The sequence below is a fragment of the Luteimonas sp. MJ250 genome, assembly GCF_039548455.1.
In the GTDB taxonomy this organism is placed as follows: Bacteria; Pseudomonadota; Gammaproteobacteria; order Xanthomonadales; family Xanthomonadaceae; genus Luteimonas.
Genome location: NZ_JBCLVB010000011.1, coordinates 287,426 through 313,610 on the forward strand (window position 1 = coordinate 287,426; position 26,185 = coordinate 313,610).

General features: G+C 69.4%; 22 protein-coding genes. 14 read left to right on the plus strand and 8 right to left on the minus strand.

Annotation, left to right across the window (positions count from 1 at the left end):
- Window positions 1-210: 210 nt before the first annotated feature.
- The 4 genes from fabA (at window position 211) to WCE37_RS07995 (ending at window position 4,257) form a co-directional block, all read left to right on the plus strand.
- A complete protein-coding gene (gene fabA / locus WCE37_RS07980) occupies window positions 211-726 on the plus strand; it encodes a bifunctional 3-hydroxydecanoyl-ACP dehydratase/trans-2-decenoyl-ACP isomerase (protein ID WP_343278879.1) in 516 nt (171 codons plus the stop codon).
- Entirely contained in the window at window positions 726-1,934 is a 1,209-nt protein-coding gene (fabB, locus tag WCE37_RS07985) for a beta-ketoacyl-ACP synthase I (protein WP_343278880.1), read from the plus strand. The genes fabA and fabB overlap by 1 nt, the downstream gene beginning before the upstream one ends.
- Before the next feature lie 139 nt (window positions 1,935-2,073).
- Complete coding sequence (locus WCE37_RS07990) at window positions 2,074-3,186, plus strand: alkene reductase (RefSeq protein WP_343278881.1); 1,113 nt, start codon at window positions 2,074-2,076, stop codon at window positions 3,184-3,186.
- A 171-nt stretch (window positions 3,187-3,357) separates the two neighbouring features.
- Entirely contained in the window at window positions 3,358-4,257 is a 900-nt protein-coding gene (locus tag WCE37_RS07995; protein ID WP_343278882.1) for a pirin family protein, read from the plus strand.
- A 29-nt stretch (window positions 4,258-4,286) separates the two neighbouring features.
- Here the strand turns inward: WCE37_RS07995 and WCE37_RS08000 are convergent, their stop codons facing one another.
- The 3 genes from WCE37_RS08000 to WCE37_RS08010 are packed head-to-tail and all read right to left on the minus strand — an operon-like array spanning window position 4,287 to window position 6,165.
- Complete coding sequence (locus WCE37_RS08000; RefSeq protein ID WP_343278883.1) at window positions 4,287-4,859, minus strand: YceI family protein; 573 nt, start codon at window positions 4,857-4,859, stop codon at window positions 4,287-4,289.
- A gap of 1 nt (window position 4,860) precedes the next feature.
- Complete coding sequence (locus tag WCE37_RS08005) at window positions 4,861-5,445, minus strand: cytochrome b (protein ID WP_343278884.1); 585 nt, start codon at window positions 5,443-5,445, stop codon at window positions 4,861-4,863.
- A 12-nt stretch (window positions 5,446-5,457) separates the two neighbouring features.
- Complete coding sequence (locus tag WCE37_RS08010; RefSeq protein WP_343278885.1) at window positions 5,458-6,165, minus strand: pirin family protein; 708 nt, start codon at window positions 6,163-6,165, stop codon at window positions 5,458-5,460.
- Between the two features lie 310 nt (window positions 6,166-6,475).
- Here WCE37_RS08010 and WCE37_RS08015 point away from each other — a divergent pair, with 310 nt between their 5' ends.
- A complete protein-coding gene (locus WCE37_RS08015; RefSeq protein WP_343278886.1) occupies window positions 6,476-7,069 on the plus strand; it encodes a YceI family protein in 594 nt (197 codons plus the stop codon).
- Between the two features lie 136 nt (window positions 7,070-7,205).
- On the opposite strand, the gene WCE37_RS08020 is transcribed toward WCE37_RS08015, so the two are convergent.
- On the minus strand, window positions 7,206-7,847 hold the full coding sequence (locus tag WCE37_RS08020; RefSeq protein WP_343278887.1) for a TetR family transcriptional regulator: 642 nt from the start codon (window positions 7,845-7,847) through the stop codon (window positions 7,206-7,208).
- A gap of 161 nt (window positions 7,848-8,008) precedes the next feature.
- On the opposite strand from WCE37_RS08020, the gene WCE37_RS08025 reads away from it, so the two are divergent.
- From WCE37_RS08025 to WCE37_RS08035, 3 genes are read left to right on the plus strand one after another with little or no spacing between them, the layout of a single operon-like run.
- Complete coding sequence (locus WCE37_RS08025; RefSeq protein WP_343278888.1) at window positions 8,009-9,271, plus strand: efflux RND transporter periplasmic adaptor subunit; 1,263 nt, start codon at window positions 8,009-8,011, stop codon at window positions 9,269-9,271.
- A gap of 11 nt (window positions 9,272-9,282) precedes the next feature.
- Window positions 9,283-12,450 (plus strand): efflux RND transporter permease subunit, encoded by a 3,168-nt coding sequence (locus WCE37_RS08030; RefSeq protein ID WP_343278889.1) that lies wholly within the window; start codon window positions 9,283-9,285, stop codon window positions 12,448-12,450.
- Entirely contained in the window at window positions 12,443-13,903 is a 1,461-nt protein-coding gene (locus WCE37_RS08035; RefSeq protein ID WP_343278890.1) for an efflux transporter outer membrane subunit, read from the plus strand. The genes WCE37_RS08030 and WCE37_RS08035 overlap by 8 nt, the downstream gene beginning before the upstream one ends.
- A 188-nt stretch (window positions 13,904-14,091) precedes the next feature.
- Here the strand turns inward: WCE37_RS08035 and WCE37_RS08040 are convergent, their stop codons facing one another.
- Complete coding sequence (locus WCE37_RS08040; protein WP_343278891.1) at window positions 14,092-15,348, minus strand: TerC family protein; 1,257 nt, start codon at window positions 15,346-15,348, stop codon at window positions 14,092-14,094.
- Window positions 15,349-15,509: 161 nt separating this feature from the next.
- Between WCE37_RS08040 and WCE37_RS08045 the strand changes: the two genes are divergently transcribed.
- From WCE37_RS08045 to WCE37_RS08065, 5 genes are all read left to right on the plus strand, one after another.
- Window positions 15,510-17,024: a glucan biosynthesis protein G gene (locus WCE37_RS08045; RefSeq protein ID WP_343278892.1), complete on the plus strand. Its 1,515-nt coding sequence runs from the start codon at window positions 15,510-15,512 to the stop codon at window positions 17,022-17,024.
- Complete coding sequence (gene mdoH / locus WCE37_RS08050; protein WP_343278893.1) at window positions 17,012-18,940, plus strand: glucans biosynthesis glucosyltransferase MdoH; 1,929 nt, start codon at window positions 17,012-17,014, stop codon at window positions 18,938-18,940. Before WCE37_RS08045 ends, mdoH begins: the two co-directional genes overlap by 13 nt.
- 78 nt (window positions 18,941-19,018) lie before the next feature.
- Window positions 19,019-19,687, plus strand: coding sequence for a dienelactone hydrolase family protein (locus tag WCE37_RS08055; protein WP_343278894.1), 669 nt, complete (start codon window positions 19,019-19,021; stop codon window positions 19,685-19,687).
- A 71-nt stretch (window positions 19,688-19,758) separates the two neighbouring features.
- Entirely contained in the window at window positions 19,759-20,763 is a 1,005-nt protein-coding gene (locus WCE37_RS08060) for a histidine kinase (RefSeq protein WP_343279173.1), read from the plus strand.
- The gene (locus tag WCE37_RS08065; protein ID WP_343278895.1) at window positions 20,760-21,488 is read left to right on the plus strand and encodes a LytTR family DNA-binding domain-containing protein; all 729 of its coding nucleotides are present in this window, start codon (window positions 20,760-20,762) and stop codon (window positions 21,486-21,488) included. Before WCE37_RS08060 ends, WCE37_RS08065 begins: the two co-directional genes overlap by 4 nt.
- Before the next feature lie 49 nt (window positions 21,489-21,537).
- Here the strand turns inward: WCE37_RS08065 and alr are convergent, their stop codons facing one another.
- From alr to WCE37_RS08080, 3 genes are all read right to left on the minus strand, one after another.
- Window positions 21,538-22,620, minus strand: a complete 1,083-nt coding sequence (gene alr, locus WCE37_RS08070) for an alanine racemase (protein WP_343278896.1) — start codon at window positions 22,618-22,620, stop codon at window positions 21,538-21,540.
- Window positions 22,620-23,906, minus strand: coding sequence for a D-amino acid dehydrogenase (locus tag WCE37_RS08075; protein WP_343278897.1), 1,287 nt, complete (start codon window positions 23,904-23,906; stop codon window positions 22,620-22,622). The genes alr and WCE37_RS08075 overlap by 1 nt, the downstream gene beginning before the upstream one ends.
- Before the next feature lie 141 nt (window positions 23,907-24,047).
- Complete coding sequence (locus tag WCE37_RS08080; RefSeq protein ID WP_343278898.1) at window positions 24,048-25,157, minus strand: class I SAM-dependent methyltransferase; 1,110 nt, start codon at window positions 25,155-25,157, stop codon at window positions 24,048-24,050.
- A gap of 111 nt (window positions 25,158-25,268) precedes the next feature.
- On the opposite strand from WCE37_RS08080, the gene hemC reads away from it, so the two are divergent.
- Window positions 25,269-26,183 carry a hydroxymethylbilane synthase gene (hemC, locus tag WCE37_RS08085; protein WP_343278899.1) on the plus strand — a complete coding sequence of 305 codons (915 nt, stop codon included), beginning with the start codon at window positions 25,269-25,271 and terminating at the stop codon, window positions 26,181-26,183.
- Window positions 26,184-26,185: the final 2 nt, after the last annotated feature.

Consider the following 26,185-nt stretch of genomic DNA (forward strand, 5'->3'; position numbering starts at 1 on the left):
CGCCGGAGGGAAACCTTCGGGATACGCGAATCCCTTGGTTCCAGGTTCGAATCCTGGTGGGCCCACCAGAAAACCGCACCATACGCACACGGATCCAAACTCCCGGCGTCGCCGCCACCGGATTGCTGACCGGGATCAGGTGCGCCGCCGCCTGCGTGGTGCACAATGTCGGCCTTTCCGGCGCCTGCGCCGCACTGACCCGGGAGTCCCATGACGCGTCCTTCTTCCATCGACCGTGAGCAACTTCTGGCCTGTGGTCGCGGTGAAATGTTCGGCGAAGGCAATGCCCGCCTGCCGGCCCCGCCGATGCTGATGATGGATCGCATCACCCACATCGCGAGCGAGGGCGGTGCCTACGGCAAGGGTGTGATCGTTGCCGAACTCGACATAGACCCGTCCATGTGGTTTTTCGAATGCCACTTCCTTGGCGATCCGGTGATGCCCGGTTGCCTCGGCCTTGACGCCATGTTCCAGCTCGCCGGCTTCTACTTGCCCTGGCTGGGTGAACCCGGCCGCGGCAGGGCGCTGGGCTGCGGCGAACTCAAGTTCTCCGGTCAGGTGCTTCCCAGCGCGAAGCGCGTGCGCTACGAGATCGACATCAAGCGCGTGATGCGCGGCAAGGTGCCGCTGGTGATCGCCGACGGCCGCACCTTCGTCGACGACAAGGAAATCTACGTCGTCCGCAGCATGCGGGTCGGCCTGTTCAAGGACCTGGAGGACAACTGATGCGTCGCGTAGTCGTGACCGGCATGGGCATCGTGTCCTGCCTTGGCAACAAGCTTGATGACGTCTCGCGTGCACTGCGCGAGGGCCGCAGCGGGATCACTGCGGCGCCGGCGTATGCGGAGCTCGGCCTGCGCAGCCAGGTCGCCGGCGTGCCGGTGATCGACCTCGACGCCGAGATCGACCGCAAGCGCAAGCGCTTCATGGGCGACGCCGCGGCCTACGCCTGGGTGGCGATGCGCGACGCGATCGCGCACGCGGGGCTGTCGGCCGAAGAGGTGAGCAACCCGCGCGTGGGCGTGATCGCCGGTTCCGGCGGCGGCTCGGCCGAGTGGCAGGTCGCCACCGCCGACCTGTTGCGGGCCAAGGGCGTGCGCAAGGTCGGCCCGTACATGGTGCCGCGCACGATGTGCTCGACGGTGTCGGCCACGCTGGCCACCGCCTTCGGCATCCTCGGACTGAGCTATTCGATCTCGGCGGCCTGCGCCACTTCGGCGCACTGCATCGGTGCCGGCGCGGACCTGATCCGCCACGGGGCCCAGGACGTGGTCGTCGCCGGCGGCGGCGAGGAAGAGCACTGGGCGATGAGCGTCATGTTCGACGCCATGGGCGCGCTGTCCTCGGGCTACAACGACACGCCCGCCGTGGCCTCGCGTCCCTACGACGCCGGCCGCGACGGCTTCGTCATCGCCGGTGGCGGCGGCATGCTGGTGCTCGAGGAGTACGAGCACGCGAAGGCGCGCGGCGCGACCATCCACGCCGAACTGGTCGGCTATGGCGTGACCTCCGATGGCGCCGACATGGTCGCGCCGAGCGGCGAGGGCGCGGTGCGCTGCATGAAGAATGCGCTGGCGTCGGTGCACGCGCCGGTGGATTACCTGAACACCCACGGGACCTCGACGCCGCTGGGCGACATCGTCGAACTCGAAGCGGTCCGCACCGCTTTCGGCGACGCGATGCCGCCGCTGTCGTCGACCAAGGCGCTCACCGGGCATTCGCTCGGCGCGGCCAGCGTGCACGAGGCGATCTACAGCCTGCTGATGATGCGCGACGGCTTCATCGCCGGTTCGGCGCACATCGACCAGCTCGACCCGCGTGCCGAGGGCTATCCGATCGTGCGCGAAAGCCGCGATGCGAAGCTCGATACGGTGATCTCCAACAGCTTCGGCTTCGGCGGCACCAACGGCAGCCTGGTGTTCGCGCGCGCCTGATGCGCAGCGCCGTGGCGCGGCCCTTCAAGGCGCCGCGGCACGGCGCGTCCGGAATCCATCGTTCCACTGCAGGGCACCCGCCGCGGGTGCCGGCGACGTAGATTGGACGCATACGTCACTGGAACACCGGACCCCCGCCATGAGCACTCTTTTCGACCGCTTCGACCTGCGCGGCCTCGGCCTGCGCAACCGCATCGTCATGGCTCCCATGACCCGCTCCCGCGCCGCCAGCACGGTGCCCGACGCGCTCACCGCGACCTACTACGCGCAGCGCGCGGGTGCCGGGCTGATCGTCACCGAAGGCGCGCAGGTTTCGGAGCAGGCGCGCGGCTACCTCTTCACTCCCGGCCTGCATTCCAAGGCCCAGGTGCAGGGCTGGAAGGCCGTCACAGCGGCGGTGCACGCCGAGCGCGGCACGATCTTCGCGCAGCTCTGGCACGTGGGCCGCGTCGCGCACCGTTCGCTGCAGCCGGGCGAACGCGCGCCGGTGAGCTCGGTGGCCAAGGCGGCCGAAGGCGTACAGGCGTTCGTCTACCGCGAGGACGGAACGCCGGGGCAGATGCCGACCAGCACCCCGCGCGCGCTGGCCGCCGACGAGCTGGCGGGCATCACCGCGGACTTTGTCGCCGCGGCGCGCAACGCGATCGAGGCCGGCTTCGACGGCGTCGAGATCCACGGCGCCAACGGCTACCTGTTCGAGCAGTTCATCAACGGTGGACTGAACGTGCGCGACGACCGCTACGGCGGCGCCGACATCGCCAACCGCCTGCGCTTCGTGCTCGAAACCGTCGACGCCGTCGCTGCGGCCATCGGCAGCCATCGCGTCGGCATCCGGCTGTCGCCGTTCAACCGCGTGTTCGACATGCCGGCGTTTGACGGCGAGGCGGATACGGCGCTTGCGCTGGCCCGCGAACTCGCTACGCGCGACCTCGCCTACGTGCACCTCAGCAACCGCGGCGCGATCATCGACAATGCCGGCGAAGGCTTCCTGCGCGAGTACCGCGAGGCCTGCGCCGGAACCACGCTGATCCTGGCGGGCAACTACACGCGCGAAGGCGCCCAATCCGACCTTGCCGCCGGCCTCGCCGACCTGGTCGCCTTCGGCCGGCCCTTCATCGCCAACCCCGACCTGGTGGAGCGGCTGCGCAACGACTGGCCGCTCGCCGATGGCGACAACGACACCTTCTACGGCGGCGGCGCGGCCGGATACACCGACTATCCCGCCTATCGGCTGGAAGCCGAACCGGCCTGAAACCCGGGGCTGGTCCGAAGTCGAAGTTTCGTGCCGCCATGGTTCCCGCGGCTCGCGGTTTCGCGGACGGTAGGTCATGGGCAGCGATACCCGGGACGACGCGCCCGCACGCGTCCGGTGCGATAGTCGACGTGATCCGCGAACCCGTTTCCATCAGACCGGAGCCAGTCGATGATCGAACTCGTCATCCAGCAGCGCGCCCGCGACCTCGGCAGCTTCGAGGTCGGCCGCGTGCTGCCCTTCGCCAAGCGCCGCATGGTCGGCCCCTACATCTTCTTCGACCGCATGGGCCCGAAGGACCTCGCGCCGGGCCTGCCGCCCGAGGCGGACGTGCGACCGCACCCGCACATCGGCCTTTCGACCATCACCTACCTGTTCGACGGCGAGATCATGCACCGCGACAGCGTCGGCTCCGAGCAGGGCATCCGCCCGGGCGAGGTCAACTGGATGACCGCCGGCCGCGGCATCACCCACTCCGAACGCTTCGAGCGCCTGCGCCGCGAAGGCGGGCCGATCGACGGCATCCAGGCCTGGGTGGCGCTGCCCGATGCGCGGGAGGAAATGGATCCGGGCTTCTGGCATTACCCCAGCGACGCGCTGCCGGTGTTCGACGGCGATGGCATCGTCGGGCGCCTGATCGCGGGCCGGCTGGCGGGCGTGCGGTCGCCGGTGCAGGCCGATTCGCCGCAGTTCTACGTGCACTGGCAGCTGCGCGCGGGGTCGCGGGCATCGCTGCCCGCGGAATACAGCGAGCGCGCGGTCTACGTTGCCAAGGGCGCGGTGGACGTGGCCGGCCAGCGCGTCGAGGCCGGGAGCATGGCGGTCCTTGTGCCCGGCAAGGCTGCGACCATCGCCGCGCTCGGTGATGCGGTGGTCATGGCCCTGGGCGGCGAGCCCGTGGGGCCGCGCTACATCGACTGGAACTTCGTGTCCTCGTCGAAGGAGCGCATCGAGCAGGCGCGCGCCGACTGGGCAGCGGGGCGGATGAAGCTGCCGGACCTGGACAATGACGAGTTCATCCCGCTGCCGCCGAAGATCGGCCGCATGCGCGAGCCCGAACCGATGTCGTGAGCACTCCCGCAAGGGAAAAGGCGCACGGATCAGGGCGCGGGTGCGAACGTGACCTTGGTGGAGATGGCGACGTCGTCGGGGATGATCGATACGTCGCCCCAGTCACCGGCGCCGACGCCGAAGTCCAGGCGCTTGACCGTGGCATTGCCGACCAGCACCGGCTGCCGGCCCGGGGTCCAGGTGATCGTCAGCGCCACCGGCCTTTTTACTCCGCGCAGCTCCAGCGTGCCGTCGGCGACGTAGCGGTGGTCGCCCAGGCTGCGGAAGCCGCTGGCGGTGTAGCGGGCGGTGGCGAACTTCGCGACGTTGAAGAAATCGGCGGTTTTCAGCGTGCCGTCACGGTCGCCGTTCTTCGTGTCGGCCGTGGCCAGCGGAATGGTGACGTCCAGCTTCGCGTCCTGCGGCGCCGCGGGGTCGAAGCTCAGCGTGGTCCTGAAGTCGGGGAACAGTCCGACGAAAGTCTCGCCCTGGTATTCGCTGGCGAAGCTCAGCGCGCCCGAAGACTGGACGTAGTCGGCGGCGGCGGCCGGGGCCGCGATCGCGGTGAGCGTGGCGGCAAGGGCGAGGGGAAGCAGGCGGTTGCGAAGGATGCGGGTGCTCATGTCAGTGCTCCGAAGTCGGGTCGGGAGTGGCGTCGGCGCGGCGCAGCGAGGGCAGCATGCGGCGCAGGGTGTCGTCGCCCTGGAAAATATGGTGGTAAAACGCGGCGCCGGCGTGGGCCAGCACCAGCAGGATCAGCAGCCAGAAGCCGTATTCGTGCACTTGGATGGCGGTCGCGGCCAGCTCTTCGCTGCGCCCGGTGATTGCCGGCAGGTTGAACTGCTTGAACCACTGCAGCGGATACCCGGAGGCGGAGTTGAACACCCAGCCGCTCAGCGGGATCGCGAACAGCAGCACGTACAGCGCGATGTGGGTGAGGTTTGCGATGCGCTCCTGCCAGGTCGGGGTGCCCGGGACCGGACGCGGCGCACCGGCGAACAGCCGCCAGGCCACGCGCACGATCACCAGCGCCAGCAAGGTCAGGCCCAGCGACTTGTGCAGTGCATAGGCGTTGATCTTCGCCGGCGTCGGCGGCAGGTCGACCATGGTCAGGCCCAGCCAGGCCATCCAGCCGATCAGGGCCACGATGCCCCAGTGCAGCAACATGCTGACCGGGCCCCAGCGATGGTCGGAATTGACGATTTGCATGGCGCTGTTCCCTTACTGAAGGCGTGGCAGGTCGAACACGAGGATCTCGGCATTGTCTCCGCTGGTGATCTCCACCCGCGGCTCGTCGGCGTACAGCAGCGCGTCGCCGGCGGAGACGGCGCGGCCGTTGACCACTGCCGCACCGCGCACCACGTGCATATACGCCAGGCGCCCGGCGGCGATGTCGAGCGTCGCCGACTCGTTGCCGTCGAACAGGCCCGCATACATGCTCGCATCCTGATGGATGGTGACCGAACCTTCACTGCCGTCGCGGCTGCCGACCAGGCGCAGGCGGCCGCGCTTCTCGGCCTCGGCATAGGTCTTCTGCTCGTAGCCGGGCGCGATGCCCTGGGTGTCGGGGATGATCCAGATCTGCAGGAAGTGGGTCAGGCCTTCCTGATCGTGGTTGTACTCGGAGTGGGTCACGCCGCTGCCGGCGCTCATGCGCTGCACCTCGCCGGGCACGATCGTCGCGCTGTTGCCCATCGAATCCTTGTGCGCCAGCGCGCCGTCGATCACGTAGCTGATGATCTCCATGTCGCGGTGGCTATGGGAGCCGAACCCCTGGCCGGCCTGCACCCGGTCCTCGTTGATCACGCGCAGCGGACCCCAGTGCACGTGGTCGGGATCGTTGTAACCTGCGAAGGAGAAGCTGTGCCAGGACTCGAGCCAGCCATGCCGGGCATGTCCACGTTCGTTGGCGGGGCGGTAGGTGATCATGATGCGGACTCCGTTGCGAATGCGACTCTGCGCGGTGGAGAGACAGTGTGATTGATTCGATGTTTGGAATAAACAGCATCAATTATCAATCATTGTTCTGTTTTTGTAGGCATTGAGGCCGGACGCTGCGCTCTATTGCGCATGGTTCAAACTGGTTGCTGTTCTAGTTTTGTGATCATTTGTTTCATTTTTAAGCAACTAGGCACGAATACAGAACGATAGACTGTCGTCCTCGGTTGATGACCCGTGTCCTTCGGTCCTCTCGAGCCCCACCACCATCCGCGAAGCACACCTCATCCAGGAGCCTGTCATGTCCAACCGTATCCCCTGCACCATCCTCGGCCTTGCCCTTGCCGCCGCGTCGGCCTACGCCTTTGCCGCGCCGGTGACCTACACCATCGACCCGACCCATACCGACGTGGTCGCGCAGTGGAACCACCTCGGCTTCTCGAACCCGATCGCCCACTTCGGCCAGGTCGAAGGCACCATCACCTATGACGCCGACAACGTGGCCGCATCGAGCGTCGAGGTCATCCTCCCGCTGGCCGGTCTGTCCTCGCACGTGAAGGCGTTCGACGACCACCTGCGCAGCGACGATTTCTTCGATGCCGCCAAATATCCGCAGGCGACCTTCAAGAGCACCGCCGTGGAATCCGCGGGCGAGGGCAAGCTCAGGATCACCGGTGACCTGACCATCAAGGACATCACCAAGCCGGTGGTGCTCGACGCCACCATCAACAAGGTCGACACCCACCCGATGACCAGCCAGCCGGCCGCCGGCTTCGATGCCGTGGCCACGCTCAAGCGCACCGACTTCGGCCTGGGCATGAACGCGCCCTACGTCAGCGACGAAGTGCAGCTGCGCATCACCACCGAAGCCGCGGTGCCCAAGCAGGGCGAGTAAGCGCACAGCCCGCGCGCCGGATCCGTCCGGCGCCGGAGTCACGTGCAGGGAGGCCGCCGCATCGCGAGGTGCGGCGGCCTTTTTGTGGTCGGCCGCCCGTTGCGCCGGGAGCGGCACTCACGTCGAGCGGGAGGAATCAGCCCGCTGCGTCGAGCTGCGAGGGATCGCGTGCGCAGCCGCGCAGGGCCAGTTCGACCGCGGCCAGGCCGTCGCGCTCCAGGTCGATCTCCTCGGGATCCACCAGGTGCATGCGCAGGGCGCCGCCGATGATGAAGTGCAGGGTGCGTGCGCAGCTGTCAGCGCTCATGTCCTCGCGCAGCTGGCCCAGCGCCTCCGCGCGGCGGAAGGCGGCCTTGATGCGCGACAGGGTCTGATGCATGCCGGTCTTGCGCAGCGTGGCCAGGGCGTCGTCGGCGGCCGGGATCTCGCAGCGCAGTTCGAGCACCTCGAGCGTGGCGCGCACCCGCGGCGTGTGCACCAGGTCGGCGAATGACTGGCGCAGCATTTCGCGCAGGTCCAGCAGCGGCGTCATGCCGTCGGGACGCGACACGCGCTCCAGTCCGTGGAAGAAGGGCAGGCTGACGCGGCTGATCATCGCCTCCAGCACTTCGGCCTTGTTCTTGAAGTGCCAGTAGACCGCGCCGCGGGTCACGCTGGCGCGTGCTGCGATGGCTTCCAGGCTGGTGCCGGACAGGCCCTTTTCGCGGAAGCACTCCTCGGCCGCGTCGAGGATGCCCTCGCGCGTGGCCTGCGCGTCCTCCTTGGTCCTGCGTGCCATTAACGCCTCCTGTCCGGCGGGCAGTCTATGCCCGTTGACCAACATACATTCATGTATGTATATTACACCCCGTCACCTGAAACGCCCAGCACCGATGCCGCAAGCGCGGAACTCCGGTTGCTGGGCGTATGTTTTCGAATCCCCACAAGGCCCCTCCCCACATGACCACGACCCTCCGCCGTGCCCGCCCGATTGCTGTCGTCCTCGCTGCCGCAGTGCTCGCTGCGTGTGGCGGCGGCCAGCAGGGTGGAGAGCCCCCGAAGCCCGAAGTCACCGTCGCCACCCTCGAGACCCGTCCGGTAACCATCACCCGCGAACTCCCGGGGCGGACCAATGCATGGCTGGTGGCCGAGGTCCGGCCGCAGGTCAACGGCATCGTGGCCAAGCGCCTGTTCACCGAGGGCGGCCTGGTCAAGGCCGGCGAGCCGCTGTACCAGATCGACGACGCCAGCTATCGCGCCGCGGCCAACAGTGCCCGCGCCCAGCTCAAGCGCGCCGAGGCCACCCGCACCGCCGCCCGCCTGACCGCCAACCGCACCGCGGAGCTGGTCAAGGTGTCAGCGGTCAGCAAGCAGGACCACGACAACGCCACCGCCGCGCTGGCGCAGGCCGAGGCCGATGTCGGCGCCGCCCGCGCCGCGCTCGACGCCGCCAACGTGACCCTGGGCTATGCCCGGATCATCGCGCCGATCAGCGGTCGCATCGGCAAGTCCAGCGTCACCCAGGGCGCGCTGGTCACCGCGAACCAGCCGCAGGCGCTGGCGACGGTGCAGCAGCTGGATCCGATCTACGTCGATCTCACCCAGTCCAGCACCGAACTGCTGGAGCTGCGCCGGTCTTTGGAAGCCGGCCGCCTGGAGAGCACCCAGGACATGCCGGTGGCGATCCTGATGGAGGACGGCAGTGCGTTCACACATCCCGGCAGCCTCAAGTTCTCCGAGGTCGCCGTGGATCCGAGCACCGGCAGCTACTCGCTGCGCGTCGAGGTGCCCAACCCCGACCACGTGCTGATGCCCGGCATGTACGTGCGCGCGAAGCTCGGCGCCGGCGTGCGCCAGAACGCGCTGCTGGTGCCACAGCAGGGCGTGGCCCGCGATCCCAAGGGTGATACGTCCGCCCTGGTGGTCAACGCCGAAGGCGTGGTCGAGCAGCGTCCGGTCGTGGTCAGCCAGACCATCGGCGACCAGTGGCTGGTCGAGTCGGGCCTGGCCGCGGGCGACCGCGTGATCGTCGAGGGCCTGCAGAAGGTCGCGCCGGGTGCGGCGGTCGAAATGACGGAGGAGGCGCGTGCGCCGCGACTGCCCGGCGCCGGCAACGAAGCCGCTGCGCGCGACCCGGCCAACGATGCCGCTGATGCGGCGGACACCGCCACGACCGACGCGGCCGACGCCGCCACCGGGCCCGCGCCGGCCGCGCAGGAGTAACGGAGACCGCCATGGCACGTTTCTTCATTGACCGACCCATCTTCGCGTGGGTCATCGCGATCATCATCATGCTCGCCGGCGCGCTGTCGATCTTCAGCCTGCCGGTCTCGATGTATCCCACCGTGGCACCGCCGAGCGTCGAGATCCGGGCAATGTATCCGGGCGCGTCGGCCAAGGTGGTCGAGGACTCGGTGACCCAGATCATCGAGCAGAACATGAAGGGCCTCGACGGCCTGATGTACTTCTCCTCGCAGTCGTCGTCCAACGGCATGGCGACCATCACCGTGACCTTCGAAACCGGCACCGACGGCGACATCGCCCAGGTGCAGGTGCAGAACAAGCTGCAGCTGGCCATGCCGCTGCTGCCGCAGGAGGTGCAGCGCCAGGGCGTGAACGTCAGCAAGTCGACGTCGAGCTTCCTGCAGGTGGTCGGCTTCGTGTCTGAAGACGGCAGCATGGACAAGGTCGACATCGCCGACTACGTCGGTGCCAACGTCGTCGACCCGCTCAGCCGCGTCCCGGGCGTCGGCACCATCCAGGTGTTCGGCGGCAAGTACGCCATGCGCATCTGGCTGGACCCGAACAAGCTGCACACCTACGCGCTGTCGATCCCCGAAGTCACGGCCGCGATCCAGGCGCAGAACGCCCAGGTCGCCATCGGTTCGCTCGGTGGTGCGCCGGCAATCGACGGCCAGCAGATCAACGCCACCATCAACGCCCAGGACCGGCTGCAGACGCCGGAGCAGTTCCGCGACATCATCGTGCGCAGCAACCCCGACGGCTCGGCGCTGCGCCTGGGCGACATCGCGCGCGTCGAGATGGGCACCGAGAGTTACGAGTTCGACTCCCGCTACAACGGCCAGCAGGCCACCGGCGTCGCGATTTCGCTGGCCACCGGCGCCAACGCACTGGACACCGCCGAGGGCGTGAAGAACGCCCTGGCGGAGATCGAGCCTTACTTCCCGCCCGGCATGAAGGTTGTGGTTCCCTTCGACACCACGCCCTTCGTGCAGGTATCGATCAAGGGCGTGGTCGTGACCCTGCTCGAGGCCATCGTGCTGGTGTTCCTGGTGATGTACCTGTTCCTGCAGAACTTCCGCGCCACCCTGATCCCCACGATCGCGGTGCCGGTGGTGCTGCTGGGCACCTTCGGCGTGCTCGCCGCGCTGGGCTTCTCGGTGAACATGCTGACGATGTTCGCGATGGTGCTGGCGATCGGCCTGCTGGTCGACGACGCCATCGTGGTGGTGGAGAACGTCGAGCGCATCATGTCCGAAGAGGGCCTGTCGCCGCTCGAGGCCACGCGCAAGTCGATGGACCAGATCACCGGCGCCCTGGTCGGCATCGGCGTGGTGCTGTCGGCGGTGTTCGTGCCGATGGCCTTCATGTCCGGCTCGACCGGCGTGATCTACCGGCAGTTCACCGTGACCATCGTCTCGGCGATGACGCTATCGGTGATCGTTGCCATCGTGCTGACCCCGGCGCTGTGCGCGACCATGCTCAAGCCGCTGAAGAAGGGCGAGCACCACGACAGCGGGACCGGCTGGTTCGCGCGCTTCTTCGGCTGGTTCAACCGTGGCTTCGAGAAGACCAGCGGCAAGTACCAGCGCGGCGTGCGCGGCATCCTCAACCGCCCCTGGCGCTTCATGGCCGTGTTCGCGGCCCTGGCGCTGGTCATGGGTCTGCTGTTTGCCCGCATGCCCAGTTCTTTCCTGCCCAACGAAGACCAGGGCGTGCTGATGGTGATGGTGCAGACGCCGGTCGGTGCCACCCAGGAGCGCACGCTGGAGTCGATCGCTGCGCTTGAAAAGCACTTCCTCGAGAACGAGACGGACGCGGTCGAGTCGGTGTTTGCGGTGCAGGGCTTCAGCTTCGCGGGCATGGGCCAGAACACCGGCATCGCCTTCGTCAAGCTCAAGGACTGGAGTGAGCGCGGCAGCGCCGAACTCAGCGCCGAGGCAGTCGCTGCGCGTGGCAATGCCGCACTCAGCGGGATCAAGGACGCCTTCATCTTCGTGATTGCTCCCCCGGCCATGCCCGAACTGGGCATTGCCACCGGCTATTCGTTCTATCTCCAGGACACGGGCGCCCAGGGCCATGACGCGTTGATTGCCGCGCGCAACCAGCTGCTCGGGCTGGCCGGAGAAAGCCCGCTGCTCGCCAACGTGCGCCCCAATGGCCAAGAGGACACGCCGCAGCTGCGCATCGATGTGGACGTGGCCAGGGCGGGTGCGCTCGGGCTGTCGCAGGACATGATCAACGCAACCCTCGCGGCGGCCTGGGGCGGCCAGTACATCGACGATTTCATCGACCGTGGCCGCATCAAGCGCGTCTACATCCAGGCCGATGCACCGTTCCGCATGACCCCGGAGGATTTCAACCTGTGGTCGGTGAAAAACAGCGCGGGCGAGATGGTGCCGTTCAGCGCCTTCGGCAGTTCGCACTGGGACTACGGTTCGCCGCGCCTGGAGCGCTACGACGGCGTGCCGTCGGTGGAGATCCAGGGCGAGGCCGCGCCAGGCCTGTCCTCGGGCGAGGCCATGGACGAAATCGAGCGTCTGGCCGCGCAGTTGCCGGCCGGCTTCGCCGTCGAATGGACGGCCGTTTCCTACCAGGAGCGTGAATCCGGTTCGCAGACGCCGCTGCTGTACACGCTGTCGCTGCTGATCATCTTCCTGTGCCTGGCGGCGCTGTATGAAAGCTGGAATGTGCCGACGGCGGTGCTGCTCGTCGCACCGCTGGGCATCCTCGGCGCGGTGCTGGCCAACACCCTGATGGGCATGGAGCGTGACGTCTATTTCCAGGTGGCGATGCTGACCACGGTGGGATTGACCAGCAAGAACGCGATCCTGATCGTGGAGTTCGCCAAGGCCAACGTGGAAAGTGGCATGGAGTTGATCGCCGCGACCATGCAGGCCGTCCGCGACCGCTTGCGCCCGATCATCATGACCTCGCTCGCCTTCGGCCTCGGCGTGCTGCCCCTGGCTATCGCAACGGGCGCAGGCTCGGGCGCGCAGCGCGCGATCGGTACCGGCGTGGTCGGCGGCATGGTGGTGGGTACGCTGCTGGGCGTGTTCTTCATCCCGCTGTTCTTCGTGGTGATCCAGAAGCTGTTCGGCGGCCAGCGCGCCACGGCCGACGCACGGCCCGCCTCCGCAGGAGCCATCGACCATGAATAAGCACGCACGCCTCGCGCTGGCGCTGGCGGCGGTTCTCGCCGCCAGCGGCTGCGCCACCCTCGTACCCGCCACGCCCGAAGCGCAGGCCGGCATCCCCGCTGCCTGGCCGATGCCCGAAGTGACGGCCGGAGCGGATGCCGTTGCTCCCGGCACCGGTGTCATCGACGGGGCGGCGGCGCTGCCGATGGTCGACATCGGCTGGCGCGACTTCTTCGCCGACCCCCGGCTCGAAGGCGTCGTTGCGCTGGCGCTGGACAACAACCGCGACCTGCGCGTGGCCATCCTCAACGTCGAGCGTGCGCGGTCGCAGTACCGGATCCAGCGCGCCGACCGGCTGCCGTCGATCGGCGCGGAAGCAATGCTCGAGCGCGTGGGCGGCGACATCCCGGTCACCGAGCAGTACACCGCGGGCATCGGCCTTGCGGCATTCGAACTCGACCTGTTCGGCCGCGTGCGCAACCTCAGTGAGTCGGCGCTGCAGCAGTACCTCGCCACGGAAGAAGCGCAGCGCGCGGCACAGCTGTCGCTGGTGGCCGAGGTCGCGGGCACCTGGCTGGCGCTTGCCGCCGACCAGGAGCAGCTGCGGCTGGCCGAGGCCGCGCTGGACACCTACCGGCAGACGCTGGACCTGAGCAGCAAGCGCTTCGAGTACGGCGCCACCTCGGCGTTGGAGCTGGAGCAGGTGCGCACCCAGGTCGCCGGCGCGCGTGTCGATGTCGAGCGCCTGACCGGCCAGGTGGCACAGGACCGCAACGCGCTGAACCTGCTGGCCGGTGCGCAGGTGGACGCGTCGCTGCTGCCCGATGCCAGGGTGGGTCCGGTCAGCGGCCTGTCCGCGGTTCCGGCCGGGCTCGACGCCGAGGTGCTGCTGCGTCGCCCCGACGTGATCGCGGCCGAGCACCGGCTGTCGGCCGCCAGCGCGAATATAGGCGCGGCACGCGCGGCGTTCTTTCCGTCGATTACGCTGACCGGAAGCATCGGTTCGGCCAGCGACGAACTGTCGGGGCTGTTCGATAGCGGCACGAAGCTTTGGAGCTTCATTCCGCGCATCAACCTGCCGATCTTCCAGGGTGGCCGGCTGCGCGCGGCGCTGGGCATGGCCACGGCCGATCGCGACATCGCGCTTGCGCAGTACGAGCAGGCCATCCAGTCCGGCTTCCGCGAAGTTGCCGATGCGCTGGTGCTGTCGCAGACGCTGGCGGCGCAGGTTGCCGCGCAGCAGGACCTGGTCGATGCCGCCACCCGTGCCGAGTCGCTGGCGCGCGCGCGCTTCGACGCCGGCTTCGACAGCTACCTGTCGCAACTCGACGCCCAGCGCACGCTGTACAGCGCGCAGCAGGCGCTGGTCGCCACGCGCCTGGCCGAACAGGCCAATCGCGTCACGCTGTACCGCGTGCTTGGCGGTGGCTGGCTCGAAGACAGCGCACGACCGGCGGCAACGCCGCAGGGCTGATTCCCCACAGGGGTCCGGCAGCGCACCCGGACGCCCATGTGGGGAAGCGGCGACAGCGGCGATTGTGGGAGCGGCTATAGCCGCGATCCAGCAAGGGCGCAGCACCGGGCCAACGCTGCTGTAGCTGCCCCACAAGGGTGCAGCCTGCTCACAAGGAAATGTGCGCCGCTGCGCCTTGGGGAGGCGCCTCAGTGGCCGCTGTCGCCGTCGCCGTCGTCCTCCGGCGTGGGCGGCAGGTCGAGTCTGCTCGACCGCAGCGGCGTCCCGGTCGCTGCGGCATGCGCCTCGTGCGCGCGCCGCAGGTCATGCTGCAGCACGTCGGGCCGCTTCACCATCGCCTTGAAGCGTGGCTCCAGCGCGTCGACGCGCGCCTGGCTTGCGCGGAGGTCGTCGAACGCGCCGCGCCGCGCCGCTGGCGCGCTGTCGGGCGAAAGCAGCAGGTAGTCGGCGATCTCCTGCCGAAGCGCCGAGACCGCCACCTTCGCCTTGCCCTTGGGACTGGTCAGCGACGCCACCACCGTCACCAGCAGGATCGCCACGATCACCACCAGCGAGGTCCAGGTGCCGATCTCGATCACCGGCACCGGCTCGCCGTCGTTGATGAAGGGCAGGTTGTTCTCGTGCAGGGCGTGCAGCACCAGCTTGACGCCGATGAAGCCGAGCACGGCCGCCAGGCCGATTGACAGATAGACCAGGCGTTCGAGCAGCCCTCCGATCAGGAAGTACAGCTGGCGCAGGCCCAGCAGCGAGAACGCGGTGGCGGTGAACACGATGAAGATGTTCTGGGTCAGGCCGAAGATCGCCGGGATCGAGTCGAACGCGAACAGGATGTCGGTACCGCCGATCGCCAGCATCACCAGCAGCATCGGCGTCAGCGCGCGCCTGCCCTGGTAGGTGGTGAACAGCTTGTCGCCGTCGTAGTGGGGGCTGGAGTGGAACATCTTCCGCACCAGGCGCACCACGATGTTGGGCTTGTCGTCGTCGTGGTCGTCGGGCGCGAGCAGGTTGCCGGCGGTGACCAGCAACACCAGGCCGAACAGGTAGAACACCCACGAGAAGTGCTCGATCAGCGCCGCGCCCAGCAGGATGAACACCGTGCGTGCGATCAGCGCGAAGGTGATGCCGAACAGCAGCACCTTCTGCTGGTCCTCGCGCGGCACCTTGAAGCTGGACATGATCACCAGGAACACGAAGACGTTGTCGATCGACAGTGCCTTCTCGGTGATGTAGCCGGAGAAGTATTCGGCGCCCATGTCGGCACCGCCCCAGGTCCACACCGCGACTCCGAACAGCAGCGCGATTCCGACGTAGAGCGCCGACCAGATCGTGGCTTCGCGCAGAGTCGGGGCGTGCGCCTTGCGCACGTGGAAAAAATAGTCGAAGACAAGCAGGCCGATGATCAGCGCGATCGTGGCTTCCCACACAAGAGGGCTGGTCGTCGGCATCGCGGTTCCGGGAGACAGATAGCCGGGCGAGCATTGCATGCGGCAGGTTGCCAGGCCGTCAACGCGTCCGCGTGCAAGCTGCGAAGCGTTAGCTATGCGTGAAGACGGGCACGGCTTGCAGGCTATATTCCGGCGCCATCCCCTCTCCCCGGCGACCACCTTTGCATCGACGAGAACTCCTGCTGGCAGGCCTGGCCCTGCCGGTGGCCGTCACGCTGCCCGGCCACGTCTTCGCCGCCACCGACGATGGCGCCGCGTTCGACGACCGCACGGTGCCGGCGCTGGCCGCGGCCCTCGCTGCCGCGGCGTACCGCGCGCCTTCGCGCGAGCTGCCGGCCGCGCTCGACGCTATCGGCTATGACCGCTACCGCGACTATCGTTACCGGCCGGAGCAGGCGCTGTGGCATGGGCAGGGACGTGGCTTCGAGGCGCAGTTCTTCCACCGCGGCTACATGTTCCGCGACCGGGTGGAGATGCACGTGGTCGAAGGCGGGCGCAGCCGGCCGTTCGCGTACTCGCCCTCGTTGTTCCGCTTCGACCACGGCGCGCCGCCGCCGCCCGCCGGCACGGACCTGGGCTTTGCCGGCTTCCGCCTGCACGCCACCGGGCAGGCCGGCGATGCGCTGGACGAAATCGCGTCCTTCCTTGGCGCGAGCTATTTCCGCGCCGTCGCGCGCGGCCTTGGTTACGGGCTGTCGGCGCGCGGCCTGGCGCTGGGCAGCGGCGATCCGGGAGCCGAGGAGTTCCCGCTGTTCCGCGCCTTCTGGCTGGAGACGCCCGCAGGCGCTGCCGGGCAGGTCGTGGTGCACGCGCTGCTGGATTCGCCAAGCGTGGCCGGCGCGTACCGTTTCGCGATCACGCCCGGTGACGACACCGTGTTCGACGTCGACGCGCGCCTGTATCCGCGCACGGACCTGGCCGCCGCCGGCATCGCACCGCTGACCAGCATGTACGAATTCGATGCCCATGATCGCGCGCGCATCGACGATCCGCGTCCGGCGGTGCATGACTCGGACGGCCTGGCCCTGCTCACCGGCAGCGGAGAACAGGCCTGGCGCCCCTTGCGCAATCCGCGCACGGTCGAGCACAGCGGCTTCCAGGATCACGATCCGCGCGGCTTCGGCCTGATGCAGCGCAAGCGCCGCTTCGAGGACTACCAGGACCTCGAGGCCGGCTACGAAAAGCGCGCCAGCTGCTGGGTCGAGCCGCTCGACCCCTGGGGCGAGGGTGAGGTCCACCTGGTCGAGATCCCCACCGCCAACGAGTACGCCGACAACATCGTCGCTTTCTGGCGTCCGGCCGCCCCCTTGGCTGCGGGCCGCGAACACCGCTGGCGCTACCGGCTGCACTGGGCCGCCGGTCACGGCTGGAACCCGCGCCTGGCGCGCGTGGTGGCCAGCCGCAGCGGTGCGCTGGACCGCGCGCCGGGCCGCCAGTACCTGATCGACTTCGCAGGCGGGGCACTGCCGGAGAGCGATGGCGGCGTGCGTGCCCAGGCCAGCGCCAGCGCCGGCGCGCTGAGCAACGCGGTGGCCTACCGCAACCCCCACGGCAGCGGCTGGCGGGTGGGTTTCGAACTCGAACCCGGCGATGCAGCGGCGGTTGAAATGCGGCTGTGGCTTGAAGGCGACAGCGGGCGCCTGACCGAAACCTGGCTGTCGCGATGGACGCCGTGAGCCCTTCCGCAGCCGTGCCGGGCGGTGCGGTCGCACCGCATCCCGCGCTGCCACCGCTGCCGCCCGAGGCGCCGCTGGACATGCCGGTGCAGGCGCTCGACCGCGGCACGATCAGCAACCCGCTGCGCCCGACCACGCCGCCGAACATGGCCTGGCGCCGCTTCGCCGTGATCGCCGCCGCCGTGCTGCTGACCGCCATCGCCACCTACCAGCTGTGGTGGCTGCTGCGCGGCGACGGCATCGATCCGCTCGAGGGCACGATGCTGGTGCTGTTCGTCGGCCTGTTCGCCTGGATCGTGCAGGCCTTCGTGGGCGCGATCGCCGGCTTCGTGCTGCTGCTGCAGCGGCGGCCGCTGCGCATGGGCATGAGCGCGCGCGGCCCGCTGCCGGCGCTCGCCACGCGTACCGCGCTGCTGGTGCCGATCTACAACGAGGATCCCGCGCGGCTGATGGCCGGCGTCCAGGCCATGCACGAGTCGCTGGCGGCCACCGGGCAGCTCGAGCGCTTCGACTTCTTCGTGCTCAGCGATACGCGCAACGCCGCCATCCAGGCGGAAGAAGCGGCGACGTTCCGCGCCCTGTGCGAACGCCTGGGGCCAGGTGCGCGGGCGTACTACCGCCTGCGCGACGACAACAGCGAGCGCAAGGCCGGCAACATCGCCGACTGGGTGCGGCGCTGGGGCGGCGCCTGGCCGCAGTTCCTGATCCTCGACGCCGACAGCGTGATGGATGGCGGCACCCTGGTGCGCCTGGCCGCGGCGATGGAGCGCCACGACGACGTCGCGCTGATCCAGACCCTGCCGGTGATCGTCAACGGCAACACCCTGTTCGCGCGCATGCAGCAGTTCGCCGGCCGCGTGTACGGGCCGGTGATCGCCTATGGCGTGGCCTGGTGGCACGGCGCCGAGAGCAACTACTGGGGCCACAACGCGATGGTGCGCACCCGCGCCTTTGCGGAGTGCGCGGGCCTGCCCGAGCTGCGCGGGGTCAAGCCCTTCGCCGGCACCGTGCTCAGCCATGACTTCGTCGAGGCGGCGCTGATGCGCCGCGGCGGCTGGGCGCTGCACATGATCCCGGGCCTGGGCGGCAGCTACGAAGAGGGGCCGCCTTCGCTGACCGACATGCTGGTGCGCGACCGCCGCTGGTGCCAGGGCAACCTGCAGCACGGCGCGGTGCTGCCCGCGCGCGGCCTGCACTGGGTCAGCCGCTGGCACCTCCTGATCGGCATCGGCCACTATTTCACCGCCCCGATGTGGGCGATGCTGATGATCGTGGGCGTCTCGATCCCGCTGCTGCATGCGGGCTTTTCCTGGGGCCAGTTCTCGCTGGAGGGCTTCACGCCCACGGCCTACTGGCGCGAGCAGGACGCCAACCGTTTCATCGCCGTGTTCGTGGTGACGATGACGATGCTGCTGTCGCCGAAGCTGATGGGTTACTTCGCCACGATGATTGACCCGGCCATGCGCCGCGGCTGTGGCGGCGCGTGGCGGACCTTCGTCGGCATGCTTCTGGAAACGCTTCTGGCTGCGCTGATGGCGCCGGTGACCATGTACGTGCAGTCGCGCGGCGTGGCCGGGGTGCTGGCCGGCAAGGACTCGGGATGGGAATCGCAGCGCCGCGACGACGGCACGCTGCCGCTGCGCGAGCTGCTGCGCCTGTACGGGGGCTTGACGCTTGCCGGCGTGGTGGCCGGCGTGGCCGCCTGGATGGTTTCACCGGCGTTGGCGGCGTGGATGTCGCCGGTCATCCTGGGCCTGGTGCTGGCGATTCCGATCGTCGCCCTGGGTGCCTCGTACGCGGCCGGCCAGTGGCTGCGCAGGCGACGCATCTTCGCCACCCCAGAAGAATTGGCGCCGCCGCAGGTGCTGGTGCGCGCGACCGAGCTGCGCGCGACGCGTCCCGACGCAGCGGCCTGATCGCCCGCGGTGGCGGCCCCGCGGGGCCGCCGTGGCAGCGCCATGCATAATGGCGCGCCAACCGTATTGAGGCTTGCCATGCTGCTGGACTGCATCGAGCGCGAGACCGGACCCAACCCGGCCTGGAGCATCATCTGGCTGCACGGCCTCGGCGCCGACGGCGGCGACTTCGTGCCGATCGTGCCCGAACTGGTGCGCCCGGACTGGCCGGCGCTGCGCTTCGTGTTCCCGCATGCGCCGGTACGCCCGGTGACCATCAACAACCGCGTGCCGATGCGCGCCTGGTACGACATCGTCGACATCGACCTGGCCAACCGCGCCGACGAAACCGGCGTGGCCGAATCGATGGTCCAGGTCGAAGCGCTCATCGCGCGCGAGGTCGAGCGCGGCGTGCCGCGTTCGCGCGTGGTGCTGGCCGGGTTCTCGCAGGGCGGCGCGGTTGCCCTCGCTGCAGGCCTGCGCAGCGCCGAACCGCTTGCCGGACTGGTGGCACTGTCCACCTACGTTCCGTCCGCGAACAAGGCCCGCGACGCGCTGGCCGCCGGTGCCGAAAAGCAGCCGGTGTTCGTGGGCCACGGCAGCCAGGATCCGGTGGTGCCGTTCCAGGCCGGCCAGCAGAGCGCGGCGCTGCTGCGCGAACTGGGCTTCAAGGTCGACTGGCACGCCTATCCCATGCCGCATTCGGTCTGCGCCGAGGAGATCCGCGACCTCGGTGACTGGCTGGGGCGGCGGTTCGCGGCGGGCTGAGGCCCGTGGGCAACGCGCGCGCCGACGAGCCGTGGCTGCCCGACCTGTGCCGGCTGCCGCGGCTGGCGGCGATGCTCGGCATCGCCCAGCTGGTAGTTGTCGTTGTGGTGCTGGTGCCCGATGCCGGCAGCCGTTGGGACGTCGCGCGAGTGCTGTCCACCAGCGGTTTCGCGCTGTGGCTGGCGCTGTCGGTGTCGGTGCTGCTGTGCGTGTCCCGGCGCGCGCTGTCGCGACTGCCACGGCGCACCGGTGCGCTGGTCGCCGTGGCGCTTGCCGCGGTCGTCGCCGGCGTCGTGGCGGCGGTGGTGCATGCGCTGTTCGCCAGCGTCGGCGAAGCGGGGGCTTGGCCCTCGGCGATGCGCTTCGTCACCGGGTCGGCCGGGGTGGTCACGCTGATCACCGCGCTGGCGCTGCGCTACTTCTACGTCATCGACCGCTGGCAGGCGCAGCTGGCGGCGCATGCGCGCGCCGAGGCCGACGCGCTGCAGGCGCGCATCCGCCCGCACTTCCTGTTCAACAGCATGAACATGATCGCCACCCTGCTGAAGCGCGACCCGGAGGTCGCCGAACGCGCGGTGCTCGATCTGTCCGACCTGTTCCGCGCTGCGCTCGGTGCCGGAGAGGGCGACTCCTCGCTGGCCGAGGAAGTGCGGCTGGTCGAACACTACCTGCGCATCGAGCAGCTGCGCCTGGGCGAGCGCCTGCGCGTGGAGTGGCGGCGCGAAGAGCCGCTGCCCTGGGACCTGCCGATGCCGAGGCTGGTGCTGCAGCCGCTGCTCGAGAACGCGGTGCTGCACGGCATCTCGCGGCTGCCGGAGGGCGGCACGGTGGGGATCACGCTGGTCGCGGACGACGATATGCTGCGGATCATCGTGCGCAATCCATCGCTGCCGCCGGATGCGCCGGGGGTACACGGCGCGGGACACGCGCAGCGCAGCATCGTGCACCGCCTGGGCTACGCCTTCGGCCCGCGCGCGCGCATGACCTGCGGCTGGGACGCGGGCTACTATGCCTGCGAGCTGCAGCTGCCGCTGGGCGAGCTGTCGCTGGGAGCGGGGGGGAGGAGGACGCCATGAAAGTGGTCATCGCCGACGACGAGCCGCTGGCCCGCGAGCGCCTGCGCAGCCTGCTGGCCGCGCACGCCGACATCGAAGTGGTCGCCGAAGCCGGGGACGGCCGCGCCGCGCTGCAGGCCTGCGCCGAGCACGAACCCGACTTCGTCCTGCTCGACATCGCCATGCCCGGCATCGACGGCCTCGAGGCCGCGCGCCACCTGGCCGCCTTCGAGCCGCGCCCCGCCGTGGTGTTCTGCACTGCCTACGACGCCCACGCGCTGTCGGCCTTCGATGCCGCCGCCGTCGATTACCTCGTCAAGCCCGTGCGCCCCGAGCGCCTGCAGGCGGCCATCGAACGCGTGCGCACGTTTGCGGCGGGCATCGAGCGCAGCCGCGGCGACGGTGGCGGCAAGCGCCGCACCCACCTCTGCGCGCGCCTGCGCGGCAGCCTGCGCCTGATCCCGATCGAGGACATCCACTACCTGCAGGCCGATGAGAAGTACGTGGTGGTGCACCACGCCCGCGGCGAGGACCTGATCGAGGAGTCGCTGAAGTCGCTGGAAGAGGAGTTCGGCGACCGTTTCCTGCGCATCCACCGCAACTGCCTGGTCGCGCGCCATGAGCTGGTCGAACTCCGCCGCGACCCCGAAGGCCACGTCCGCGCCATCCTCCGCCACGGCGCGCAGCCGCTGGAAGTCAGCCGGCGCTGCGTGGCGCCGCTGCGCGAGATGCTTCGCGAGCGCTGAGCGGCCGCAGGTTTTCGGCGGCGCCAGGCTGGGCCCTTGCGCGGCGGGGTCAGGAGCGCTCCACCGTCTGCCGCGTCGCCCGCTTCAGCCCCGTCAGCAGCCGGTACGGACTGTTCCCGCTGCGCGCCGCGACTTCGGCGACCGGCAGGCACGCGCCCCACAGTTCGATATCGCTGCCGATGCCGGCGCCGGGGTGGTCGGTCAGGTCCACGGTCAGCATGTCCATCGAGACGCGCCCGATCAGCTCGCCCGGCTGGCCGTCGATGATCACCGGGGTGCCCGAGGTCGCGTACTGCGGATAGCCGTCGGCATAGCCGATCGCCACCACCCCCACGCGCGTCGGTCGCGAGGTGGTGAAGGTGCCTGCGTAGCCGATCGGTTCGCCCGCGGCGAGCTCGCGCACCGCGATGACCTTGGACGCCAGCGCCATCACCGCGCGCAGCGGCTCGGCCTCCGCGCACGGCGCGTCGAGCATGTGCGAGCCATAGAGCATCAGGCCTGGGCGCACCCAGCCACCGCGCGCCTCCGGCCAGGCCATCAACGCGGCGGAGTTGGCAAGGCTGGTGGTGGCGCCGGGTGGAAGCCGCGCCAGCGTCGCGTTGAAGGTGGCCAGCTGCGCGGGCGTGCTGGCCTGGCCGAGCTCATCGGCGCGCGAGAAGTGGCTCATCGCGACCATCTCGCCCACCCATGGCAGTGCGCGCAGGCGCCGCCATGCAACGGGATAGTCCCCGGGGGCGAGGCCGAGGCGGTGCATGCCGGAGTCGAGCTTCAGCCAGACCGGCAGCGGCTGCCGCAGCGGATGGCGCTCGAGCACGTCAACCTGCCAGGGCGAGGCCACGACCGTCCACAGCGCATGCCGTTCGATCAGCGGCAGCTCGTCGGCGTCGAAGAAGCCTTCCAGCAGCAGGATGGGCGCGCGGATGCCGGCCTCGCGCAGCTCGATCGCCTCCTCGATGCAGGCCACGCCGAATCCGTCGGCTTCGCCGTCGAGCGCGCGCGCGCAGGCCACGGCGCCGTGCCCGTAGGCGTCGGCCTTGACCACGGCCAGCGCCTTGCCGCCGCCGAGGGTTCGCGCGTGGCGGTAGTTGTGGCGCAGGGCGTCGAGGTCGATGGTGGCGCGCGCAGGGCGCATCAGCGCAGCCCCGTGGGCGCGGCGGGCCAGGGGCGCCCGTAGCGGGAGATGTCGAGGCCTTCGCCGTCGATTGCAGGCGTGCGGCCGTCGACCAGGTCGGCCAGGTAGCGACCCGAGCCGCAGGCCATCGTCCAGCCCAGGGTGCCGTGGCCGGTGTTGAGCAGCAGGTTGCTGTACCGGGTGGGGCCCACCACGGGCGGGCCGTCGGGCGTGGACGGGCGCAGGCCGCTCCAGAAACTGGCCTTGGCGAGGTCACCGCCGTCGGGATACAGGCTCTTCACCACCATCTCCAGGGTGTCGCGGCGGCGCTGCGGCAGCGACAGGTCATAGCCGCCGACCTCGGCCATGCCGCCGACGCGGATGCGCTCGTCGAAGCGGGTGATCGCGACCTTGTAGCTTTCGTCGAGCACCGTCGAGTGCGGCGCCATCCCGGGATGCGTGATCGGGATCGTCAGCGAATAGCCCTTGAGCGGGTACACCGGCAGGCGGATGCCGAGCGGCGCCAGCAGGCGCGGCGACCACGCGCCCAGTGCGAGCACGTAGCGGTCGGCGGTTTCGGTCCGGCCCTGGACGCGCACGCCGGCGATGCGATCACCGTCGCCGAGCAGGGCTTCGACGTCCTGCCCGTAGCGGAACTCGACGCCTGCGGCCTCGGCCATCGCCGCCAGCCGGGTGGTGAACAGGTGGCCGTCGCCGGTTTCATCGCCCGGCAGGCGCAGCGCGCCGGCCAGCGTGTCGGCAACCCTGGCCAGCGCCGGCTCGACGCGGACGATTCCCGCGCGGTCGAGGAGTTCGTAGGGCACGCCGTAATCGCGCAGGATCGCGATGTCCTTGGCGGCACCATCAAGCTGCGCCTGGGTGCGGAACAGCTGCGTGGTGCCGAGCGTGCGCTCCTCGTACGCGATGCCGGTGTCGCGGCGCAGCTCCTCCAGGCAGGTACGGCTGTACTCGGCCAGCCGCACCATCCGCGCCTTGCTGATGGCGTAGCGGTGATGGGTGCAGTTGCGCAGCATCTGCCACATCCAGCGGTATTGCGCCGGGTCCGCGGTCGGCCGGATCGCCAGCGGCGCGTGCCGCGACAGCAGCCAGCCCACCGCTTTCAGCGGAATGCCCGGCGCGGGCCAGGGCGAGGCGTAGCCGGGCGAGACCTGGCCGGCATTGGCAAAGCTGGTTTCCATGGCGGGCCCGGACGCGCGGTCGATGACGACGACGTCGTGCCCCTGTTGACGCAGATACCACGCGCTGGTCACTCCGATCACACCGGAGCCCAGGATCAGGATACGCATTGGATTGACTCGGTCGGGCGGGCGGCCAAGGGCGGCGGCGTGGCGGGCGGGTTCAGGGAATCCGCCATTATATGGATCGACGCAGCTTCGCGAGATGCTGCGGTAGCTTCAGGTCCTGCGCGGGTCAATGCCCTGCGCGGGTCAATGCGCGGACGCGGCAATCTCTCTCGCAATCATGGACGCATGCGCTTGCGGGGTCACCGGATGGAAATCGCGTGCGACCACGCGCCCCCTTCCCCGCAGCGCGGCCAACATGTTGCTGGCCGGGTAATCGCCGCCCATGATCGCGGCGCAGTCTTCGTCCGCCACGCGGTCGATGAAGCCCCGATCGGCGTCCGATGCGGGATCGAAATTGAAGCCGATCCGCCGCTCGACAAAGGGAATGATGCTGCCCGCGTACGTGAGGAACAGCTCGAAATCAAGGTGGTCCAGCAGGACCCGCGTGATGTCCTGTGCACGCACGCCTTCATTCGAGTACGCAGCGTGGTTCTCGGCGCGATAGTGCGTTGGTGCGCTGTTGGTGAAACGATCGAAACGCCTGTCTTTCGGCAGTTCGCTCCAGCGCTCCTGCACGACGCGGTCCACCGAAGGCCAGAGCAGGTGGCCGTTCCTGCCGACGATGTCGGACGTGAGCAGGACGCCCTCCCCGCCGCGGGAGGCCAGGCACCGGGCTATTCCCGCCACTGTGTCCTCGAGATCCTCCAGGTGATGGAAGATCTGGTTGGCGATGATGACGTCTGCGTCCACGTCGAGGGCCGCGAGCGCTTGGCCGGCGTCGGTGGCCTTGAACCGCATGGCAGCGCCGACGCCGGCCGCCGTCGCCGCGTGCCGTCCGGCGTCCAGCAGGCCGCGGTTGATGTCGACACACGTCAGGCGGAAGTCCACACCGCGTTCCCTGAGCGTGACCGCGAGCCCGATCTCCAGCGCACACGCGCCCGTGCCCAGACTCACGATGTGCAGCGGCTCCGGCAAACGCCCGGCTTCCGCCAGCACGTACTTGAGATAGAAGTCCTCGGGTGACTCGTAGCCGCGTGCCTGCAGCATCGGCCGCACATGGCGCTCCGACCAGTAATGAAAGATCGGGGGCAGCGTGTCGCCCTGGTAATGCGGCGTGAACCGGAAGGCCAGGATCTCCGTCAGCCGTCGGAGCCGCCGCCCCAGCGGGCGCGGGAGCACACGATCGAGGGCCGCGATAGCCCGCTTGGCGACGATCCGGTTGCGGTGAGCGAGTTTGAAAATCCCTGTCGACACTTGACGCCCCGTGGCACGTCGACCGTTTGCGGGCGTGCGCAGGTGATCGTACCGCAAGCGCCAACGAACCATTCCGGGTCCTCCGCATCGTCCGCGGGCGATAATGCCCCCATGACCACGCTCCGCATCGCCACCCGCAAAAGCCCGCTCGCCCTCTGGCAGAGCGAACACGTCGCCGACCTGCTGCGCGCCGCCCACCCCGGCCTCACGGTCGAACTGGTGCCCATGTCCACCCGCGGCGACGAGGTGCTGGACCGCTCGCTAGCGGCGATCGGCGGCAAGGGCCTGTTCCTGAAGGAGCTCGAGCTGGCGATGCTGCGCGGAGACGCCGACTGCGCGGTGCATTCGCTCAAGGACGTGCCGATGGAGGTCGACGCGCCGTTCGCGCTGCCGGCCTTCCTCGAACGCGCCGACCACGCCGATGCCTTCATCAGCAGCCAGTTCGCGACCTTCGACGCGCTGCCGCCGGGCGCCTGCGTCGGGACTTCGTCGCTGCGTCGGCAGGCGCAGCTGCGCGCGCTGCGGCCGGACCTGGAGATCCGCGACCTGCGCGGCAACGTCAACACGCGGCTGGCGAAGCTCGATGCCGGCGAATACGACGCGATCGTGCTGGCCTGTGCGGGACTGGATCGGCTGGGCCTGGGCGGACGCATCCGCGCGCGCCTGGACGCGCCGGAGTGGCTGCCGGCGCCGGCGCAGGGCGTGATCGCGATCGAATGCCGCGGCGACGATGAGAAGGTGATGGCGCTGTGCCGCGTGCTCGACCATGGGCCGACGCGCATCTGCGCCGGGGCGGAGCGGGCCTTGAACCTGGCGCTGCACGGCAGCTGCCACGTGCCGGTGGCGGCGATCGCGCAGCTCGATGGCGATGCATTGAAACTGCAGGCGCTGGTCGGATCGGCGAACGACGGGCGTGCGGTGCGGGCGGAGGCCCTGGGGCCGGCGTCGGAGCCGGACGCGCTGGGACGCGAAGTGGCGGGGAAGCTGATGGCCGGGGGAGCGGGGGAGTTCTTGCCCGCTTCGTAGCG

What these genes read in the sequence shown, in the direction of transcription:
- fabA (WP_343278879.1), top strand. Translation starts at nt 211, where the DNA reads ATGACGCGTCCTTCTTCCATCGACCGTGAGCAACTTCTGGCCTGTGGT.
- fabB (WP_343278880.1), top strand. Translation starts at nt 726, where the DNA reads ATGCGTCGCGTAGTCGTGACCGGCATGGGCATCGTGTCCTGCCTTGGC.
- WCE37_RS07990 (WP_343278881.1), top strand. Translation starts at nt 2,074, where the DNA reads ATGAGCACTCTTTTCGACCGCTTCGACCTGCGCGGCCTCGGCCTGCGC.
- WCE37_RS07995 (WP_343278882.1), top strand. Translation starts at nt 3,358, where the DNA reads ATGATCGAACTCGTCATCCAGCAGCGCGCCCGCGACCTCGGCAGCTTC.
- WCE37_RS08000 (WP_343278883.1), bottom strand. Translation starts at nt 4,859, where the DNA reads ATGAGCACCCGCATCCTTCGCAACCGCCTGCTTCCCCTCGCCCTTGCC.
- WCE37_RS08005 (WP_343278884.1), bottom strand. Translation starts at nt 5,445, where the DNA reads ATGCAAATCGTCAATTCCGACCATCGCTGGGGCCCGGTCAGCATGTTG.
- WCE37_RS08010 (WP_343278885.1), bottom strand. Translation starts at nt 6,165, where the DNA reads ATGATCACCTACCGCCCCGCCAACGAACGTGGACATGCCCGGCATGGC.
- WCE37_RS08015 (WP_343278886.1), top strand. Translation starts at nt 6,476, where the DNA reads ATGTCCAACCGTATCCCCTGCACCATCCTCGGCCTTGCCCTTGCCGCC.
- WCE37_RS08020 (WP_343278887.1), bottom strand. Translation starts at nt 7,847, where the DNA reads ATGGCACGCAGGACCAAGGAGGACGCGCAGGCCACGCGCGAGGGCATC.
- WCE37_RS08025 (WP_343278888.1), top strand. Translation starts at nt 8,009, where the DNA reads ATGACCACGACCCTCCGCCGTGCCCGCCCGATTGCTGTCGTCCTCGCT.
- WCE37_RS08030 (WP_343278889.1), top strand. Translation starts at nt 9,283, where the DNA reads ATGGCACGTTTCTTCATTGACCGACCCATCTTCGCGTGGGTCATCGCG.
- WCE37_RS08035 (WP_343278890.1), top strand. Translation starts at nt 12,443, where the DNA reads ATGAATAAGCACGCACGCCTCGCGCTGGCGCTGGCGGCGGTTCTCGCC.
- WCE37_RS08040 (WP_343278891.1), bottom strand. Translation starts at nt 15,348, where the DNA reads ATGCCGACGACCAGCCCTCTTGTGTGGGAAGCCACGATCGCGCTGATC.
- mdoH (WP_343278893.1), top strand. Translation starts at nt 17,012, where the DNA reads ATGGACGCCGTGAGCCCTTCCGCAGCCGTGCCGGGCGGTGCGGTCGCA.
- WCE37_RS08055 (WP_343278894.1), top strand. Translation starts at nt 19,019, where the DNA reads ATGCTGCTGGACTGCATCGAGCGCGAGACCGGACCCAACCCGGCCTGG.
- WCE37_RS08060 (WP_343279173.1), top strand. Translation starts at nt 19,759, where the DNA reads ATGCTCGGCATCGCCCAGCTGGTAGTTGTCGTTGTGGTGCTGGTGCCC.
- WCE37_RS08065 (WP_343278895.1), top strand. Translation starts at nt 20,760, where the DNA reads ATGAAAGTGGTCATCGCCGACGACGAGCCGCTGGCCCGCGAGCGCCTG.
- alr (WP_343278896.1), bottom strand. Translation starts at nt 22,620, where the DNA reads ATGCGCCCTGCGCGCGCCACCATCGACCTCGACGCCCTGCGCCACAAC.
- WCE37_RS08075 (WP_343278897.1), bottom strand. Translation starts at nt 23,906, where the DNA reads ATGCGTATCCTGATCCTGGGCTCCGGTGTGATCGGAGTGACCAGCGCG.
- hemC (WP_343278899.1), top strand. Translation starts at nt 25,269, where the DNA reads ATGACCACGCTCCGCATCGCCACCCGCAAAAGCCCGCTCGCCCTCTGG.